Raw genomic sequence first — 17,130 nt, 5'->3', positions numbered from 1 at the left:
CGTGGACACGGAAGCACCACCCACGCCGAGCAGCCCCGGAACGGGACCAGCACCCGCCTGCGGGCACGGAAGCGCCGACCAGGTCGGGCGGTCCCGGGACGGGCGGGCATCTGCTGCGGACGCGGAGGCGCCGAGCCCGGTCCTCGGCGTCCGCGGGTCGGGGCGGGCCCCGGGATGGGCGGCTTGTCGCGCCCGCTGGGCCCTGCACCGCGTTGCCGCGGCGCTGGTGGCTCCCTCGGTCAGCCGCGGGGGCGGCGGGCGCGCCAGAGGAGGTAGAGGGCGGTGGTCACGGCGGCGGTGCGCAGGACCCAGGGCCAGGTCTCGGCGATCGCGTCGTTCATGTGGCCCTCGGCGACCGGGTCGCCCCAGCGGCCGTCGGTGCGGCCCCACAGCCAGACGACGCCCGCGGCGGCGACCGTGCCGGGCAGGCCCAGGACGGCCCACTTCGACTGGGCCGGGGTGAGCCGGCGCGAGAGGTAGGCGATCAGCCAGCCCAGGCCGAGGGGGACCAGGTTGCCGAGCACGGCGCCGACGATCAGGAGGGCCGCGGCGAGCAGCAGGAGCGGGTTGTTCCAGCCGCCCTCGGGCCACAGGCGGGGCAGGCGGCGGGCCTCCCGCTTTCCGACGGCCCCGGCGGTCGGCTCCTCGGCCTCCTCCTCCACGGGGGTCTTCGGTGCGGCGGGCTCGGCCTTCCCCGCCTCGTCCACCGCGCCCGGCGGCTTCCTGAGCAGCTCCGGGATCTCGACGCCGCCGACGAACCCGGGCACGCTGTCGCCGAGGCCCCCGCCGGCGAAGGGGCCGTCGTCGACGCGCCACCAGTCCGGCTGCCCCTCGCCGACGTCCCCCAGTTCCCGCGCGCTCGCCAGGTGGGGCGGGGAGGCGGCCGGCGGCGCGGCCGGTGGCTCGGATGCGGGGCTCCGGCGGCCCTTGCGCCGCCCGGTGTCGCGGGGCTCGGGGTCCCGCTGCTCGGGCACCGCCGTGGGGGCCGGGGCCTGGTCGCGTACGCCGCTCGTGCCGCCGGCCGCGGTGACGACGTCGTCGGGGTCGCCCAGCCGGTCCAGGATGCGGCGGACCGCGGCGGGGCTGTCCACGGTGGTCTTCGCCCGGTGCCGGTCGATCTCGTTGCGCAGCTCCGACACCAGCCGCATCCGGGTGGCCGACGGCAGCTGCCGCTGCTGGGCCACGTCGCCGACGCGGCTCAGATACTCGAAGACGACCTGGTCGCTCTCGATCCCCACGTTCCCCTCCGGGGCGGTGCGTTGTGGTACGCCGTCGTGCCCTGTCGTACCCCGTCGGACGAAGGTACCGAATCCTCCCCGCCCCGGCCGACGGCACCGCACCGGCGCACGCGCACCCCCGCCGTCCGACCCACCCGCTAACGTGGACCGGATGAGCACCGAGGAGAAGTCCGCGGCCCCCCGGTCCCTCGCGGAGGCGCTCCGCGTCCGGGACGACGTCTCGCTGGCCGCCCTCCTGCGCAGCCGTCCCGACCTCATCACTCCCGTGCCGACCGACCTCACCCAGCTCGCCACCCGTGCCGGGACCCGCGCCTCCGTCGTGCGGGCCCTGGAGCGTCTTGACCGGTTCGCGCTGCAGACGGCCGAGGCGCTGGCCGTGGCGCCGGACCCGGCGTCGTACGGCGAGCTGCTCGCCCTGATGGCCGGTGACGAGGAGGCCCCGGCCGTGGCCGCCGCGCTGCCCCGGGCCGCCGCACTGCTGCGCGAACAGGCGCTGGTGTGGGGCGCCGACGACCGGCTGCGGCTGGTGCGCACCGCCCGTGAGCTGCTCGCGCCCTCCCCGCAGCATCCGTCTCCGACGGGGCTCGGCCCGACCGTGCGGGAGGCGACGGCGGGCATGTCCCCGGGCCGGATCCAGGAGATCCTCGCCGCCGTGGGCCTGCCCTCGACCCACGACTCGGTGTCCGCCGTGCTGGCGCTCGGCGGCCTGTTCGCCGACCGGCGGCGGATGGCCGCGCTCCTCGCCGGACTGCCCGGGGAGTCCCGGGAGGTGCTGGACCGGCTGGTGTGGGGGCCGCCGTACGGCCAGGTCACCCACGACCCCGCGGCGCACCTGCGCGCGCTCCTCGACCGCGGTCTGCTGCTGCCGACGGCGCCCGGCACGGTCGTGCTGCCCCGCGAGGTCGCCCTGCACCTGCGCGCGGGCCGGGCGCACCGCGCGCCCGAGCCGGTGCCGCCGCCGGTGGAGGCGGCCGCCACGCACCGTCCACAGGTTGTGGACGCCACCGCGGCCGGTCAGGCGCTGGCGGCGCTGGCGACCGTCGACGAGCTGCTGAAGGAGTGGGACGAGGGGGGACCGTCGGTGCTGCGGGCCGGCGGTCTGAGCGTGCGCGACCTGAAGCGGACCGCGGTCGCCCTGGACCTGCCCGAGCCGGTCGCCGCGTTCTGGGTCGAGCTGGCCTACGGCGCCGGTCTGATCGCCTCCGACGGCGAGGCCGAGGAGCGGTACGCGGCGACCCCGGCGTACGACGAGTGGCGCGAGCTGCCGCCCGCCGAGCGCTGGGCGCGGCTGGCGGGGACGTGGCTGACCGCGACCCGGACGCCGGGCGTGGTCGGCGGGCGGGACGCGAAGGACCGCACGCTCTCGGCGCTCGGCCCGAACCTGGACCGTTCGGCGGCGCCGGAGGTGCGGCACCGGGTGCTGGCCCTGCTCGCGGGGCTGCCCGAGGGCGCCTCGCCGGTCGAGGAGTCGCTGCTGGCCCGGCTGCGCTGGGAGCGCCCGCTGCGCGGCCCCCAGCGGGAGCAGCGCGAGCAACGGGAGCAGCGGGAGCCGGGGAAGGCGCGGGACGACGACCTGCGCAGCCGCATCGCCCGGTGGACGCTGTCCGAGGCCGAGCTGCTGGGCGTCACCGGCCGCGGCGCGCTGGCGGCACCGGGACGGGCCCTGATCGGCGCCCCCGAGGCACCCCGTCCGGCGGCGGCGCAGGAGGCGGGGGAACCCGAGGGTCCGGGCGACAAGCTCCCCGTCCACCACCACCGCACGCCCCCGGTGACCGCTCCCCCGACCCCCGCCGAAAGGGCCGCGGCCGTCGCGACCGCCGCCCGGCTGCTGGAACCGCTCTTCCCCGAACCGCTGGACCACGTACTGCTCCAGGCCGACCTGACGGCGGTGGCGCCGGGGCCGCTGGAGCGCGGCCTTGCCGACGTGCTGGGGGTGCTCGCGGACGTGGAGTCCAAGGGCGGGGCGACCGTCTACCGGTTCACGCCGGGCTCGGTGCGGCGTGCGCTGGACGCCGGGCGGAGCGCCGCCGAGCTGCACACGTTCCTCGCCCGGCACTCCCGTACGCCGGTGCCGCAGCCCCTGACGTACCTGATCGACGACGTGGCCCGGCGGCACGGGCGGCTGCGGGTCGGCGCGGCCTCGGCGTACGTGCGCTGCGACGACGACGCGACGCTGGACGAGATCCTCGCCGACAAGCGGGCCGCCGGTCTGGGCCTGCGCCGCCTGGCGCCCACCGTGCTGGCCGCGCAGGCCGACCCGGCGGCGCTGCTCGACGGGCTGCGCGCGATCGGGTTCGCGCCGGCCGCCGAGTCCGCCGCGGGCGACGTGCTGATCGCGCGCGCGGACTCGCACCGCACCCCGCCGCGGGCGGCGCCCGAGCCGGTGCCGGACGGTCCGCCGGCGCCCGACGACACGCTCCTGACGGCGGCGATCCGGGCCGTGCGCGCCGGTGACCTGGCCTCCACGACCCCACGCAAGCCGGGCCCCGGGGACGGCGAGGGCGGCGACGAGGGCGGCGCGCCGAGTGGCACGCTGCCCCGCACGGGCGCCGCCGAGACGCTGGCCACCATGCAGGCGGCGGTCCTGACCGGCGAGGCGCTGTGGATCGGTTACGTGAACGCCGAGGGCGCCGCCAGCCAGCGCGTGATCGCGCCGATCCGGGTCGAGGGCGGCTTCGTCACGGCGTACGACCACACGGCGGACGAGGTGCGCACCTACCCGCTGCACCGGATCACGGGCGTGGCGGAGCTGGCCGACGACGCGGGCTGACGGTCCGACCGGCGGGAGTCTTCGCGGACGGTGCCGCTCTTTCGGGTGTACGGCGTGATCCATGCACGCCACGCCGGGTGATTCGCACCTGAGAGGGAGCTTTTTTCATAAACCGCATCGAGCCGGTGGCGCTCGGGCAGCCACCGGTTGTCCTGCACCGAAGCGAAAGGAAGAGCCCGATGCGCACTGCAGTTCGCCGTCTCGCCACCGTTCTGGCCTCCACCGCGACCCTGGTCGCCGCGTTCGCCGCGGAGGCCGCCGCGGTCGGCATCGACCTCGGCGGAGGCCTCACCCTCTGACCGTCCGCCTCCTCGATGATCCCTCGGCGGGCCGGGCCCCAGTCCCCCGGCCCGGCCCGCCGTCCCCTCCTCGAAAGGTCTGCCGTGCCCGACAAGATCCCTGCCGACCCCGTTCGCTCCGCCGCCCGGTCCGCGGTCGCCGTCTCCGTCGCCGCCCTGATCACCGCCGCGGCGCTGTTCGGCGCCCTCGCGCCGAAGGCCGCCGCGCTGGAGGGCCCGCTCATCAACAACATCAACATCGCTCTCCGGTAGGCCCGGCCCCGCGATCAGGCACACTTGACGTTTGGCCGAGCCGTCGTCCGGCCGTACGCACGCGAAAGGGTGCCGCCCGTGAATGGTCCGCTGATCGTCCAGTCCGACAAGACCCTGCTCCTCGAAGTCGACCACGAGCAGGCCGGCGACTGCCGTCGGGCCATCGCGCCGTTCGCGGAACTGGAGCGGGCGCCGGAGCACATCCACACCTACCGGGTGACGCCGCTCGGCCTGTGGAACGCGCGGGCGGCGGGCCACGACGCCGAGCAGGTCGTGGACGCGCTCGTCGAGTACAGCCGCTACCCCGTGCCGCACGCGCTGCTGGTCGACATCGCCGAGACGATGGACCGCTACGGCCGCCTCACCCTCTCCAAGCACCCGGCGCACGGCCTGGTCCTGACGACCACCGACCGGCCGGTGCTGGAAGAGGTGCTGAAGTCGAAGCGGATCGCGCCACTGGTCGGCACCCGCATCGACGCCGACACGGTGGCGGTGCACCCCTCCGAGCGCGGGCAGATCAAGCAGACGCTGCTCAAGCTGGGCTGGCCGGCCGAGGACCTCGCCGGGTACGTCGACGGCGAGGCGCACCCGATCGAGCTGGCCGAGGACGGCTGGGCGCTGCGTCCGTACCAGAAGCAGGCGGTGGAGAACTTCTGGCACGGCGGCAGCGGCGTCGTCGTGCTCCCCTGCGGCGCGGGCAAGACGCTGGTCGGGGCGGGCGCGATGGCGCAGGCCAGGTCGACGACGCTGATCCTGGTCACCAACACCGTCTCCGCCCGGCAGTGGAAGCACGAGCTGGTCAGGCGGACGTCGCTGACCGAGGACGAGATCGGCGAGTACAGCGGTACGCGCAAGGAGATCCGTCCGGTCACCATCGCCACGTACCAGGTGCTGACGACCCGGCGGAAGGGCGTCTACCCGCACCTGGAGCTGTTCGACTCCCGGGACTGGGGGCTGATCGTCTACGACGAGGTGCATCTGCTGCCGGCGCCGGTCTTCAAGTTCACCGCCGACCTCCAGGCGCGGCGCCGCCTGGGCCTGACGGCCACCCTCGTCCGCGAGGACGGCCGCGAGTCGGACGTGTTCTCCCTCATCGGGCCGAAGCGGTTCGACGCGCCGTGGAAGGAGATCGAGGCGCAGGGCTACATCGCGCCCGCCGACTGCGTGGAGGTCCGGGTCAATCTCACCGACTCCGAGCGGCTCGCGTACGCCACCGCCGAGACGGAGGAGAAGTACCGCTTCTGCGCGACGACCGACACCAAGCGCAAGGTGACGGAGGCGATCGTGCGGCGGTTCGCCGGGCAGCAGATCCTCGTCATCGGCCAGTACATCGACCAGCTCGACGAGCTGGGCGAGCACCTGGGGGCGCCGGTCATCAAGGGCGAGACGTCCAACGCCCAGCGGGAGAAACTCTTCGAGTCCTTCCGGCAGGGCGAGATCAGCGTGCTCGTCGTGTCGAAGGTCGCCAACTTCTCGATCGACCTGCCGGAGGCGACGGTCGCGATCCAGGTGTCGGGCACCTTCGGCTCGCGGCAGGAGGAGGCCCAGCGCCTGGGCCGGGTGCTGCGGCCGAAGGCCGACGGCCACCAGGCGCACTTCTACTCGGTCGTCGCCCGCGACACCCTCGACCAGGACTTCGCCGCCCACCGCCAGCGCTTCCTGGCGGAACAGGGCTACGCCTACCGGATCATGGACGCGGACGAGGTCCTCGGCTGACGCTCAGCGGCGGCGGACGCCGGCCTCCTCGCCGTACTCGCCGAGGATCACCACGTCGACAGCGGCACCGGCGAACACCCTGACGGCGCGCAGGGTGTCACCGAGCCGGTGCCGGTGGCTGCCGGCCACGGGCGTGGCACCGGACGCGCGGCCCGGTGCCGGGGCGGGGGAGATGGTTGCTGCGCTCATGTCTCCATGGTGCGACCGCCGCCCCCCGACCGGCATCGGTCTACGGACCCAATCCCCGTCCGCCTCCGCTACGACCCTGGAGGGAGCGCATCCCCCAGCGCGGATGACGTGATCCCCTAGGGGTCGGGCCGCGGGTCGGCCCCGGGACCGCGAAAAACGGTTGGCCCGTGCCGCGTCCGCTCCTCTAGAATCTCCGCTCTTGCCCGCCTCCCCACCGGAGTGCTGCCGTCCGGACGGAAACCGGTCGGTCCACCGTGCGCGTCCCACGCCCACCACGCCACAGGTCATCCGGAGGCACCCCCTTGTCCACGCCCGTCCACGACGACCCCCTCTCCAAAGAGCGCTCCCACCTCGCCGCGTCCCGCTCCGCCCTGCGCGCCATGCGTGAGGACGTCGAGTCCCTGGACATCACCGACGTGACCGCGAACTGGGTCAACGCCGCCGTCCTGGAGAGCCAGATCGAGCAGCGCATCAAGGCGCTCGCGGACCTCAGCGAGACCCCGCTCTTCTTCGGCCGGCTCGACTACCTGCACGCCCCGGGTGCCGAGCAGGCGGAGGGCGGTGAGGGTGAACGCTTCTACGTCGGCCGCCGGCACGTGCACGACGCGGACGGCGACCCGATGGTGATCGACTGGCGGGCGCCGGTCTCCCAGCCGTTCTACCGGGCCTCGAAGAAGGACCCGCACGACGTCTCGCTGCGCCGCCGCTTCGGCTACACCGGCGGCGACCTGACCGCGTACGAGGACGAGCACCTGCTCGACCCGGCCGAGGCCGCGACCACCAGCAAGCTGCTCCAGCAGGAGATCGAGCGGCCCCGCGTCGGACCGATGCGGGACATCGTGGCGACCATCCAGCCCGAGCAGGACGAGATCGTGCGCGCCGGGCTGGCCGGCTCGGTCTGCGTGCAGGGCGGTCCCGGCACCGGCAAGACCGCCGTCGGCCTCCACCGGGTGGCCTACCTGCTGTACGCGCACCGCGAGCGGCTGGCCCGCACCGGCACGCTGGTCATCGGCCCGAACCGGTCCTTCCTGCACTACATCGAGCAGGTGCTGCCGGCGCTCGGCGAGCTGACGGTGCGCCAGGCCACCGTCGACGACCTGGTCGCCCACGTCGAGGTGCGCGGCGCGGACGAGGCGACGACGGCGGTGGTCAAGGGCGACGCGCGGATGGCGCAGGTGCTGCGCCGGGCCCTCTACTCGCACGTCACCCCGCCCGCCGAGGGCGTCGTCGTGGTGCGCGGCTCGCGCCGCTGGCGGGTGCCGGTGTACGAGCTGGAGGAGATCGTCCGCGAGCTGCTCGCCCGTGACATCCGCTACGGCGCCGCCCGCGAGGCGCTGCCGCAGCGAATCGCGCACGCCGTGCTGGTGCAGATGGAGCGGGCGGGCGAGGCGCCGGACGACCGGGTGCAGAACGCGGTGGCGCGCAACGCGGCCGTGAAGGCGCTGGTGAAGTCGGTCTGGCCGCAGGTCGACCCGGCCAGGCTGGTCCTGCGTCTCCTCGCCGACGCGGACTTCCTCGCCGAGCACGCCGAAGGGGTCCTCACGGAGGACGAGCAGAAGGCGGTGCTGTGGGTGAAGCCGGCCCGCTCGGTGAAGTCCGCCAAGTGGTCACCCGCCGACGCCGTGCTGATCGACGAGGCGACCGACCTGATCGAGCGCACCCACTCCCTCGGGCACGTGGTCCTCGACGAGGCGCAGGACCTGTCCCCGATGCAGTACCGCGCGGTGGGCCGGCGCTGCACCACCGGCTCGGCGACCGTCCTGGGCGACCTGGCGCAGGGCACCACGCCGTGGGCGACCCGGAGCTGGGCTCAGGCGCTGGGGCACCTGGGCAAGGGTGACGCGGTGGTCGAGGAGCTGACGGCCGGTTTCCGCGTGCCGACGGACGTCATCGCGTACGCCTCCCGGCTGCTGCCGCACATCGCGCCGGGGCTGACGCCGGTCGCGTCGATCCGCGAGAACCCGGGCTTCTTCGACATCCGTACGGCCCCGGGCGGAACGGCCGACGTGGTGTCCGCGTGCCGTGAGCTGCTGGAGCGGGAGGGCTCGGTCGGCCTGATCGCCGCCGACGCGAGGGTGCCGGAGCTGGCGGCGGCCCTGGGTGCGGCCGGGATCGGCTACGTCGGCCCCGGCGAGGAGACCACCCACGCCACCCGCCTGACCCTCGTCCCGGCCTCGCTGGCCAAGGGCCTGGAGTACGACTACGTGGTCCTGGACGAGCCGCAGGCCGTGGTCGACGGCGAGCCGGACGAACGGACGGGGCTGCGCCGCCTGTACGTGGCCCTGACCCGAGCGGTCTCGGGCCTCGTCGTGACCCACGCGACGGGGCTGCCGCCGCAGCTGGGGTGAACCGCGGGCGGTCGCCCGCCGCCGCTGCGGGCAGTCGTGCGCTGAGGTACGGGATGATGCTGACCGGCGCTGGCCGGGTGCCGCTGCGCCCACCCGTGCCGCCTGGGGGTACCTCCCAGGCCGTTCAGGCACTGGGGGAGGCACGACTGCCCGCAGCGGCGGCGGCATGACTACTGGCCCAGCACCCGCCGCCACTCCAGAACCGCCTCCGCCGACACCGGCCCGTCCCACCCCGCGGGCCGCGCCGCGCCGCCGATGTGGAAGCCGTCGATCCCCGCGTCCAGCAGCCCCGGCACGTGGTCGAGGCGCAGTCCGCCGCCCACCAGCAGCTGCTGCTCGTACCCCGGCTCGCCGCGCCGCCGCGCCTCCGCGTGCAGTACGTTCAGGCCGTCGTCCACGCCCCCGGCCGCCCCGGCCGTCAGGTACGTGTCCAGACCCGGGAAGTCCGCGAGCTGCTTGCGCAGCGCGTCCCGGTTCGCGGCCCGGTCGATCGCGCGGTGGAACGTCCACCGGCACCCGTCCAGCACCTCGGCGATCCGCTCCACCGTCCCGAGGTCCACGTCGCCCTGCGCATCGAGGAATCCCAGCACGAACTGCGTGGCCCCGGCCTCCCGCATCTCGGCGGCGACGCGGGTCAGCCGCTCGACGTCACCGGCGGCGAACCCGTCCGCGAGCCGCAGCATCACCCGTACGTCGATGTCGACGGCGGCACGGATCGCGGCGACGGTCGCGGCCGACGGGGTGAGTCCGTCGGCCGCCATGTCGGTGACCAGTTCGAGGCGATCCGCGCCTCCGGCCTGGGCGGCGACCGCGTCCTCGGCGTCGAGGGCGATCACCTCCAGGACTGCACGCTTGCTCATGGGACCCCATTCGTCGGCCTGCTACAGGTCTAGTCCAATCCAAGACTACGCCCCGAGGGCAGGCCGGCGTGCCCGCGCCGCCGCTCAGTCGCCGAAGATGTTCAGCTCCGCCGCCTCCACCCCGGCCAGCTCGTACGCCGTCGCACCGTTCACACCGCCCGCGCCGTCCGCGCCGTCCAGCGGGCGGCCCGCGTAAAGCCGTACGAGGGTGGCGGCGTCGCCGATGTACCGGCCCGGCGGACGCTCACCGCTGGCCTCGCCCAGTTTCAGGGGCTCGTCGAGGTCGTCCAGGTCGGCGTGGAGCGGCAGGTGGCCGCGCGCCCGGGTGACCGCACCGAGCAGCGCGAGCGCCTCCGGCAGTCCACGTCACGCGTACGCGCCCGGCTCGCCGAAGGTCACCCGTACGTCACCCGCGTGCACCCACTCGCCCAGTGCCACGGCGTCCAGCCTGCCGTCCGACCGGGCGATCACCGCTCCGGCCTCGGTCATGCCGCGCTCCAGTTCGTCGACGATCCGGGCGTTGCTCCAGTCGGCGCGTTCGGCGATGTCGCGGTCGTTGGACTCGGGTGAGAAGACACCCTTCTCGAAGCGTTTCTCCACCACCCGGATCAGGGCACTGGAGCAGTGCGCCAGCACGTCGCGCACGGTCCAGCCCGGACACGCGACCACCGGCAGCGCGAAGTCCGCGTCCGCACGGGAGCGCAGCAGGGGCACCAGTTCGTCGCGTTCGAGGATCAGCAGCCGGCCGGGCAGCTCGGGGTCGCGTACGTCGTGCAGGTCTGCGGGAGTCGTCATGGACTCCACGTTAGGGGCCGAGCAGGTCCTTCAGTTCGGCCTCGAAGAGAAGCGCGGGGTCGAAGCCCATGCCGGTGAACTGCCCGGCGAGTTCCAGGGAGAGGGCACCGTGCAGCCGGGACCAGAAGGACAGGGCGCGGTGGAGGGCGGCGGAGGGCGCCGGGTGGTCGCCCGCCCACTGCCGGTGGGTTTCGAGGTGGGCGTCGAACGCCGCGTCGGTGCCCTCCGGCGACGGCAGCGCGGCACAGGCGTCGACGATGACCGCCATGGTCTCGGCGGCGATCTCGGTGATGTCGTCGGGCGCCCGGTAGCCGGGGACAGGGGTGCCGAAGATGAGGAAGTAGCGCTGCGGGTCGTCCAGGGCCCAGGCGCGCAGGGCGTGCGCGAGACCGGCCAGGTCGGCGCCGGACCCGGCGGCCGCCCGGAAGGTGTCGGCCTGGCTGCGGTAGGCGTCCCGGATGAGTTCGGTGATCAGCTCGTCGCGGCCGTCGAAGTAGCGGTAGAGCGCTGGTCCGCTCATGCCCATCCGCTTGGCGATCGCGTTGAGGGAGAGCGCGGAGGCTCCGGCCGTGGCGATCTGCTCCCACGCGTGTTCCTTGATCTCCGCGCGCACCTGGGTGCGGTACCGCTCGCGCGGGGTGCTGGTGCGCGCCTCCGGCATGGTCCGTCCGCCGCCTTTCGGGTTCCGCCCGGCCCGTCCGCCGGAACGCAAGCAATCCAGTTAGAAGCTATCACGAACATTATCTGGAAGAATGCTCCCATGGCCGACCTCGACGCCCTGCGCTCCCGTTTCGCCCACGCCATGGCGGGAGCCACCGCCCCCGGTCCCGCCCCCGGTCCCGGTCCCGGTCCCGGTCCCGGTTCAGGTCCCGGTCCCGGTCCCGGTTCCGGTCCCGACCCCGCGCCGTACGCCGACAACCTGCTCGCCCGCTGGCAGGAGCCCCAGCGGCGCTACCACACCCTCGCGCACCTCACCGCGGTCCTGGACCGCATCGACGTCCTGGCGGAGCACGCCGACGACGTGGCCGTCGTACGCCTCGCCGCGTGGTTCCACGACGCCGTCTACCAGCCCGACCGGTCCGAGAACGAGGAGCGCTCGGCCCGGCTGGCCGAGCGCGCACTGCCCGAGGCCGGGGTTCCGGCGGCGAAGACCGCCGAGGTGGCCCGGCTGGTGCGGCTCACCGTCACGCACGCCCCGGCCGGCGACGACCGCGACGGCCAGGTGCTGTGCGACGCCGACCTGGCGGTCCTCGCCTCGCCGCCGTCGGCGTACGCGGCGTACACGGCGGCCGTCCGCGAGGAGTACCACTTCGTGCCGGACGAGGCCTTCCGCGAGGGCCGCGCCGCGATCCTGCGGCAACTCCTCGACCTGCCCAGCCTGTTCCACACCCCGCGCGGACGGCGGGAGTGGGAGGCCACCGCCCGCCACAACCTCACCGGCGAGCTGGAAATGCTGTCGCTCCCCGACACCCCGGACGTCTAGCCTGCCCGGCATGCGAAGCATGGGCGGGGAACAGGTGGAAGAGGCCGTGGCGCACGCCGTCGCGCTGCTGCGGACGGCGACGGACCGGGACTGGGAGTCGGCGCGGGCCGGACGGCTGGAGTGGAGCTGCCGGTACACGGCGGAGCACGTCGCGGGCGTCCTCCTCGCCTACGCGGGCCAGTTGACCGGACGTGCCACCGAGGCGTGGGTCCCCTTCGAGATCACCCTGGACGAGGGCACCGGCAACGAGGACGTGCTCCAGGTGGTCGAGACGACCGGCGCACTGCTCGCCGCCACGGTCCGCACCACCCCGCGCGAGGTCCGGGCCTTCCACCCCTACCCCTTCCGCAGCGCGGACCGCGAGGGCTTCGCGGCGATGGGGGTCGCCGAGGTGTTCCTGCACACGCACGACATCGCCGAGATCCTCGGGCTGGCCTACGAGCCGCCCGCCGAGCTGTGCGCGGATGTCCTGGCCCGGATCTTCCCGCACGTCCGGCCCGACACCGACCCCTGGCGCACCCTGCTGTGGGCCACGGGACGCGGTGATCTGCCCGGACGCGCGCCGGTCACCGAGTGGCGCTGGCGCAACAACCTGGTGATCCCGGCCGAACGGCTCACCCTCCAGGGCGTCACGCCCGCCGCCGCCACCGACCTCGCCGCGGGCGGCGACGGCGGCTTCGAGTGGGTCGGGGGCGAGCCCTTCCAGGGCACCCGGGACGCCGCCGGAATGCTGCTGAAGGCGTACGAGGCGGGGGCGCACCGGCCCGAGTGGGGCGTCTTCGTCCTCGTACGGCGCGAGGACGGGCGGGCCGTCGGCGGCATGGGCTTCCACGGAGCGCCGGACCGGGACGGCCGGGTGGAGATCGGCTACGACCTCACCGAGGCGGCCCGGGGCAACGGCTACGCGACCGAGGCGCTGCGCGCGCTGTCCGCGTGGGCGCTGGCGCGCGAGGAGGTGACGTCCGTGTGCGCGACGACGGATCCGGAGAACACGGCGTCGCAGGCGGTCATCGTCCGCGCCGGGTTCACCCGGGTCGCCGGGGACTCCTCCCAGGCCGGTGAGACAGGCAAGGACGGAGAGGACGGCAAGGACGGAGGGGACGGCAAGGACGGAGGGGACGGCGAGGGCGCCGGGCAGTTCGCCTACGAGCTGCGTGGCTGAGCACCCGGGGCGGCGGTACGGGCGGCCCCCTTGCGGCGGCGCAGCCCAGCCCCGTGCAGCAGCCGCACCACCTCGCGGCTGCTGACCTCCAGCGCACCGGCGGACACCGCGTCGGCGTACCGGTGGGCGGGCAGGTCGTAGTGGTCGCGCTCGAAGGCGCGGCGCGGCACGCCCAGTGCCTCGGCGAAGGCGTGCAGTTCGGCGTAGGAGGCGTCGCTCACCAGGTGGGACCAGAGGCGGCCGTGGCCCGGCCAGGTCGGCGGGTCGATGTAGAGGGTCATCGCGGAATCCTCACGAGGGGGCTCCGCCGCTGGCCGCGCCCAGCGAGCCGACCGCCGCGACCTTCACGCCCGCCTTGCCGCACACCCAGTGCGGGTCGGGACCCAGCTCGGGCTCGACGTCCAGCGCGTGCGGGTCGCCGGAGCCGCACACCGGGCACAGCGGCCAGCGGCCGTACCGCTCAAGGAGCGCGTCCTGCACGTCCTGCGCGACCAGCCCGGCCACGAACTCCACGCCCTCGGGCCACTGCTCGACCCACCAGCGCCGCTGCACGACGGACTCCTCGACCAGCGAGACGACGTCCGGTTCGGCGACCTCGCCCGTCACCAGATCGGCGAGCACGAGGGCGCGCGCGGCGTGCAGCGCCTGCTCCAGGGGGCTGATGGGGTTCATGCACCCATTGTGCGCACTCTTGACCCGCGGACCGAAACGAAAATATCTTTCATGAGTGACCGATGAAGTGAAGGAAACTTTCGTGAACGCTTCCGGGGGCCGCCGGGCCACCGGCGGCGGGAGCGCACCACCCGCGCCACCCGCGCCCGCCGCCCTCGCGGCCAAGGTCCGCACCCTGGCGCCGTCGATGACCCGTTCCATGCAGCGGGTCGCCGAGGCCGTCGCGGGCGACCCGGCCGGCTGCGCGGCCCTCACGGTCACCGGCCTGGCCGAGCTGACCGGCACCAGCGAGGCCACCGTCGTACGCACCGCCCGGCTGCTCGGCTACCCCGGCTACCGCGACCTGCGCCTCGCGCTCGCGGGGCTCGCCGCGCAGCAGCAGTCCGGCCGCGCGCCCGCCATCACCACCGACATCGCGGTCGACGACCCGATCGCCGACGTGGTCGCCAAGCTGGCCTACGACGAGCAGCAGACCCTCGCGGACACCGCCGCCGGTCTGGACACCGTCCAGCTCGGCGCGGCCGTCGCCGCACTGACCGCCGCCCGGCGCACCGACGTGTACGGCATCGGCGCGTCCAACCTGGTCGCCCAGGACCTCACCCAGAAGATGCTGCGCATAGGGCTCATAGCCCACGCCCCGGGCGACCCGCACCTCGCCGTCACCAACGCGGTGCAGCTGCGCGCGGGGGACGTGGCCCTGGCGATCACGCACTCCGGCTCCACGGGGGACGTGATCGAACCGCTCCGGGCCGCCTTCGAACGGGGCGCGACCACCATCGCCATCACCGGCCGCCCCGACAGTCCCGTCACCCAGTACGCCGACCACGTACTGACCACGTCCACCGCCCGGGAGAGCGAGCTGCGACCGGCGGCCATGTCGTCCCGGACCAGCCAGCTGCTGGTCGTGGACTGCCTCTTCGTGGGGGTGGCGCAGCGGACGTACGAGTCGGCTGCGCCGGCTCTGGCGGCGTCCTACGAGGCGTTGGCGCATCGGCACGGGGCGCTCCGCGCGGGGGCGGGGGACCGTAGGGCTTGATCATTGTGGGCGGCTGCGGGCCGAGTGTGGCTGGTCGCGCCCACGCGGCGGAGCCGCACATCGAAACAGACCCGCGCCCCTGGGTATCTACCGCCACCGTAAGCTGAAAAGGGCTGCATCCTTATGACCTCCACCCCCCATCACCCCGATCTGCGTTCTCAGTTGGAGACGTTGACCACCGAGGCGTTTCGGCCGGAGTTGGCCGAGATCGATCAGTTGCCGACGCTTGAGATCGCGCGGCTGATGAACGGCGAGGACGCCTCCGTGCCCGCCGCCGTCGCCGAGCGGCTGCCGGAGATCGCCGCCGCCATCGACGCCGTGGCCGTCCGGATGGCGCGCGGTGGGCGGCTGATCTACGCGGGCGCCGGTACGGCCGGCCGGCTGGGCGTGCTGGACGCCTCGGAGTGCCCGCCCACCTTCAACACCGCCCCCGGGCAGGTCGTCGGCCTGATCGCGGGTGGCCCGGACGCCATGGTCACCTCCATCGAGGGCGCCGAGGACTCCCCGGAGCTGGCCCGCGCCGACCTGGACGCCCTCGCGCTGACCGCCGACGACACGGTGGTCGGCGTCTCCGCCTCCGGCCGCACCCCGTACGCCGTCGGCGCCGTCGAGTACGCCCGCTCGCTCGGCGCCCTGACCGTCGGGCTCGCCTGCAACCGGGGCAGCGCCCTGGCCGCCGCGGCCGAGCACGGTATCGAGGTGGTCACCGGACCGGAGCTGCTCACCGGCTCGACCCGGCTGAAGGCGGGCACGGCGCAGAAGCTGGTCCTGAACATGCTGTCGACGATCACGATGATCCGGCTCGGCAAGACGTACGGGAACCTGATGGTGGACGTCCGCGCCTCCAACGAGAAGCTGCGGGCCCGCTCGCGCCGTATCGTCGCGCTCGCCACGGGTGCCGCCGACGACGACATCGAGCGCGCCCTGACGGCGACCGACGGCGAGGTCAAGCACGCGATCCTGGTCCTGCTGGCGGATGTGGACGGCCCGACGGCCGCCCGCCTGCTGACCGAGTCCGGCGGTCACCTGCGGGCGGCGCTGACGGCGGCGCTCGGCTGACCGCCGCACCTCCTCCGGTCCGCCCGGGGGCCCGGGGCCGTCCGCACCGTGTGCGATTCTGAGAAGCATGAACCACGCCCAGCTGACCGCCCTGGGCCGCGCCCTGCGTCTCCTCGGTGAGCACGGCGAGGCCCTGACCGCCGACACCCCGGAGACCAAGCTCCACGAGGTCCGGGCGGACCTGAAGCGCGCGCTGGACCAGCTGGAGGAGAGCGTCACGACGACGGCCCCCAGCACCCGCTGCCCGGAGCACCCGAACGGGCCGGTCGACAAGGCCGCCCCCGACCTGTGCCTGCTGTGCGAGACCCGCCGCCGCACGGCCCGCCGCGCCGAGTACAGCGGCGGACCGCTGCCGGCCCGGCCCGCCGAGCCGGTCCAGTCCCGGTACGGCGTCCGGGGTGACCGGCCGCAGCCCCAGCAGCGCTGGCTGCCCGAGCAGTGGACCGGCCAGACGTGGCAGCTGTGCGGCACCCCGCGCCGCGACCGCCGCGAGGCCGAGCTGTACATCGCGGCCCAACTGCGCGGCCCGCACGCGGCGATGGCGTACCGACTGGTCCACGAGTTCACGGACTACGAGGTGCTGCGGGTGTGGGGCACGCCGGTACGGGTGGACATCGAGCCGATGGGCGGCCTGTGACATGGTGAGACGGAACGACCAGCGCCGCGCCGCCCTCGTCGACGCGGCGATCGAGGTACTGGCCGCACAGGGCGCCCGGGGCCTGACCTTCCGGGCGGTGGACACGGAGGCCGCCGTCCCGCCCGGCACCGCGTCCAACTACTTCGCCAACCGCGACGACCTGCTCACCCAGGCGGGCGCCCGCGTCTACGAGCGGCTGCACCCCGGCGAGGCCACCCTCGCGCGCCAGCGCACGGCCCCTCGCGACCGTGACACCTACGTGCAGCTGATGCGCGAACTGGTCGACCGGGTCGCCGGGTTCCGCACCGGCTACCTCGCCCTGCTCGAACTGCGCCTGGAGGCCACCCGGCGCCCCACCCTGCGCGCGGTGCTGACCGAACGCGTCCGCGAGGACGTCGCCGCCAACGTCGCCCACCACGAGGCATCCGGCCTCCCCGGCGACGCCATGGCCGTCAAGCTGCTCATGCTCGCCCTGAACTGGCTGATCGTCGAACGGCTCACGCTGCCGGACGTGTTCACCGAGGAGGAGCGGGACCGTCTGGTGACGGCGGCGGTCGACCGCATCGTGATGCCGGACGGGCCGGCCGGGGGCTGAACCCCCGCTCCCGCGCGCC

The 17,130-nt window shown here is 74.5% G+C and carries 16 protein-coding genes and 1 pseudogene; 10 read left to right on the top strand and 7 right to left on the bottom strand.

Going from position 1 to position 17,130, the window contains the following annotated elements:
* Positions 1-239 precede the first annotated feature (239 nt).
* Positions 240-1,340, bottom strand: coding sequence for a hypothetical protein (locus ACZ7MF_RS01020; RefSeq protein WP_471473752.1), 1,101 nt, complete (start codon positions 1,338-1,340; stop codon positions 240-242).
* A 49-nt stretch (positions 1,341-1,389) separates the two neighbouring features.
* Here ACZ7MF_RS01020 and ACZ7MF_RS01015 point away from each other — a divergent pair, with 49 nt between their 5' ends.
* The 3 genes from ACZ7MF_RS01015 (at position 1,390) to ACZ7MF_RS01005 (ending at position 6,275) form a co-directional block, all read left to right on the top strand.
* The gene (locus ACZ7MF_RS01015; protein ID WP_471473751.1) at positions 1,390-4,008 is read left to right on the top strand and encodes a helicase-associated domain-containing protein; all 2,619 of its coding nucleotides are present in this window, start codon (positions 1,390-1,392) and stop codon (positions 4,006-4,008) included.
* Between the two features lie 383 nt (positions 4,009-4,391).
* Positions 4,392-4,559 carry a hypothetical protein gene (locus tag ACZ7MF_RS01010; RefSeq protein WP_471473749.1) on the top strand — a complete coding sequence of 56 codons (168 nt, stop codon included), beginning with the start codon at positions 4,392-4,394 and terminating at the stop codon, positions 4,557-4,559.
* Between the two features lie 78 nt (positions 4,560-4,637).
* Positions 4,638-6,275 (top strand): DNA repair helicase XPB, encoded by a 1,638-nt coding sequence (locus ACZ7MF_RS01005; protein WP_471473748.1) that lies wholly within the window; start codon positions 4,638-4,640, stop codon positions 6,273-6,275.
* A 3-nt stretch (positions 6,276-6,278) separates the two neighbouring features.
* Here ACZ7MF_RS01005 and ACZ7MF_RS01000 read toward each other — a convergent pair whose 3' ends face one another.
* Positions 6,279-6,464: a hypothetical protein gene (locus ACZ7MF_RS01000; RefSeq protein ID WP_356863366.1), complete on the bottom strand. Its 186-nt coding sequence runs from the start codon at positions 6,462-6,464 to the stop codon at positions 6,279-6,281.
* A 302-nt stretch (positions 6,465-6,766) separates the two neighbouring features.
* Between ACZ7MF_RS01000 and ACZ7MF_RS00995 the strand changes: the two genes are divergently transcribed.
* Positions 6,767-8,812: a HelD family protein gene (locus ACZ7MF_RS00995; protein WP_471473746.1), complete on the top strand. Its 2,046-nt coding sequence runs from the start codon at positions 6,767-6,769 to the stop codon at positions 8,810-8,812.
* A gap of 170 nt (positions 8,813-8,982) precedes the next feature.
* Here the strand turns inward: ACZ7MF_RS00995 and ACZ7MF_RS00990 are convergent, their stop codons facing one another.
* From ACZ7MF_RS00990 to ACZ7MF_RS00980, 3 genes and pseudogenes are all read right to left on the bottom strand, one after another.
* Complete coding sequence (locus ACZ7MF_RS00990; RefSeq protein WP_471473744.1) at positions 8,983-9,672, bottom strand: copper homeostasis protein CutC; 690 nt, start codon at positions 9,670-9,672, stop codon at positions 8,983-8,985.
* 84 nt (positions 9,673-9,756) lie between these two features.
* A pseudogene (locus ACZ7MF_RS00985) lies at positions 9,757-10,467 on the bottom strand (maleylpyruvate isomerase family mycothiol-dependent enzyme).
* A gap of 10 nt (positions 10,468-10,477) precedes the next feature.
* Positions 10,478-11,128: a TetR/AcrR family transcriptional regulator gene (locus ACZ7MF_RS00980; RefSeq protein WP_471473743.1), complete on the bottom strand. Its 651-nt coding sequence runs from the start codon at positions 11,126-11,128 to the stop codon at positions 10,478-10,480.
* Positions 11,129-11,227: 99 nt separating this feature from the next.
* Between ACZ7MF_RS00980 and ACZ7MF_RS00975 the strand changes: the two genes are divergently transcribed.
* The gene (locus tag ACZ7MF_RS00975; RefSeq protein WP_471473741.1) at positions 11,228-11,950 is read left to right on the top strand and encodes an HD domain-containing protein; all 723 of its coding nucleotides are present in this window, start codon (positions 11,228-11,230) and stop codon (positions 11,948-11,950) included.
* A 10-nt stretch (positions 11,951-11,960) separates the two neighbouring features.
* Positions 11,961-13,112, top strand: coding sequence for a GNAT family N-acetyltransferase (locus ACZ7MF_RS00970; RefSeq protein ID WP_471473740.1), 1,152 nt, complete (start codon positions 11,961-11,963; stop codon positions 13,110-13,112).
* Here ACZ7MF_RS00970 and ACZ7MF_RS00965 read toward each other — a convergent pair.
* Both ACZ7MF_RS00965 and ACZ7MF_RS00960 read right to left on the bottom strand, forming a co-directional pair.
* Positions 13,094-13,393, bottom strand: a complete 300-nt coding sequence (locus tag ACZ7MF_RS00965) for a DUF4031 domain-containing protein (protein WP_471473738.1) — start codon at positions 13,391-13,393, stop codon at positions 13,094-13,096. The genes ACZ7MF_RS00970 and ACZ7MF_RS00965 overlap by 19 nt on opposite strands.
* Positions 13,394-13,403: 10 nt before the next feature.
* On the bottom strand, positions 13,404-13,784 hold the full coding sequence (locus ACZ7MF_RS00960) for a hypothetical protein (RefSeq protein WP_471473737.1): 381 nt from the start codon (positions 13,782-13,784) through the stop codon (positions 13,404-13,406).
* A 55-nt stretch (positions 13,785-13,839) separates the two neighbouring features.
* Between ACZ7MF_RS00960 and ACZ7MF_RS00955 the strand changes: the two genes are divergently transcribed.
* The 4 genes from ACZ7MF_RS00955 to ACZ7MF_RS00940 all read left to right on the top strand — a co-directional run bounded on the left by ACZ7MF_RS00955 (position 13,840) and on the right by ACZ7MF_RS00940 (position 17,111).
* Complete coding sequence (locus tag ACZ7MF_RS00955) at positions 13,840-14,820, top strand: MurR/RpiR family transcriptional regulator (protein ID WP_471473735.1); 981 nt, start codon at positions 13,840-13,842, stop codon at positions 14,818-14,820.
* A gap of 123 nt (positions 14,821-14,943) precedes the next feature.
* A complete protein-coding gene (gene murQ, locus ACZ7MF_RS00950; RefSeq protein ID WP_471473734.1) occupies positions 14,944-15,879 on the top strand; it encodes an N-acetylmuramic acid 6-phosphate etherase in 936 nt (311 codons plus the stop codon).
* A 67-nt stretch (positions 15,880-15,946) separates the two neighbouring features.
* A complete protein-coding gene (locus ACZ7MF_RS00945; protein WP_471473732.1) occupies positions 15,947-16,516 on the top strand; it encodes a hypothetical protein in 570 nt (189 codons plus the stop codon).
* Position 16,517: 1 nt separating this feature from the next.
* A complete protein-coding gene (locus tag ACZ7MF_RS00940) occupies positions 16,518-17,111 on the top strand; it encodes a TetR/AcrR family transcriptional regulator (RefSeq protein ID WP_471473731.1) in 594 nt (197 codons plus the stop codon).
* The last annotated feature ends 19 nt before the right edge of the window (positions 17,112-17,130 follow it).

This window comes from Streptomyces sp. NPDC111628, from assembly GCF_055635195.1.
This window is presented reverse-complemented; position numbering and strand designations above follow the sequence as displayed.

Excerpts from the sequence above, each read along its gene's own strand:
- ACZ7MF_RS01015 (WP_471473751.1), top strand. The coding sequence starts at position 1,390 with ATGAGCACCGAGGAGAAGTCCGCGGCCCCCCGGTCCCTCGCGGAGGCG.
- ACZ7MF_RS01000 (WP_356863366.1), bottom strand. The coding sequence starts at position 6,464 with ATGAGCGCAGCAACCATCTCCCCCGCCCCGGCACCGGGCCGCGCGTCC.
- ACZ7MF_RS00990 (WP_471473744.1), bottom strand. The coding sequence starts at position 9,672 with ATGAGCAAGCGTGCAGTCCTGGAGGTGATCGCCCTCGACGCCGAGGAC.
- ACZ7MF_RS00980 (WP_471473743.1), bottom strand. The coding sequence starts at position 11,128 with ATGCCGGAGGCGCGCACCAGCACCCCGCGCGAGCGGTACCGCACCCAG.
- ACZ7MF_RS00975 (WP_471473741.1), top strand. The coding sequence starts at position 11,228 with ATGGCCGACCTCGACGCCCTGCGCTCCCGTTTCGCCCACGCCATGGCG.
- ACZ7MF_RS00970 (WP_471473740.1), top strand. The coding sequence starts at position 11,961 with ATGCGAAGCATGGGCGGGGAACAGGTGGAAGAGGCCGTGGCGCACGCC.
- ACZ7MF_RS00965 (WP_471473738.1), bottom strand. The coding sequence starts at position 13,393 with ATGACCCTCTACATCGACCCGCCGACCTGGCCGGGCCACGGCCGCCTC.
- ACZ7MF_RS00960 (WP_471473737.1), bottom strand. The coding sequence starts at position 13,784 with ATGAACCCCATCAGCCCCCTGGAGCAGGCGCTGCACGCCGCGCGCGCC.
- murQ (WP_471473734.1), top strand. The coding sequence starts at position 14,944 with ATGACCTCCACCCCCCATCACCCCGATCTGCGTTCTCAGTTGGAGACG.
- ACZ7MF_RS00945 (WP_471473732.1), top strand. The coding sequence starts at position 15,947 with ATGAACCACGCCCAGCTGACCGCCCTGGGCCGCGCCCTGCGTCTCCTC.
- ACZ7MF_RS00940 (WP_471473731.1), top strand. The coding sequence starts at position 16,518 with ATGGTGAGACGGAACGACCAGCGCCGCGCCGCCCTCGTCGACGCGGCG.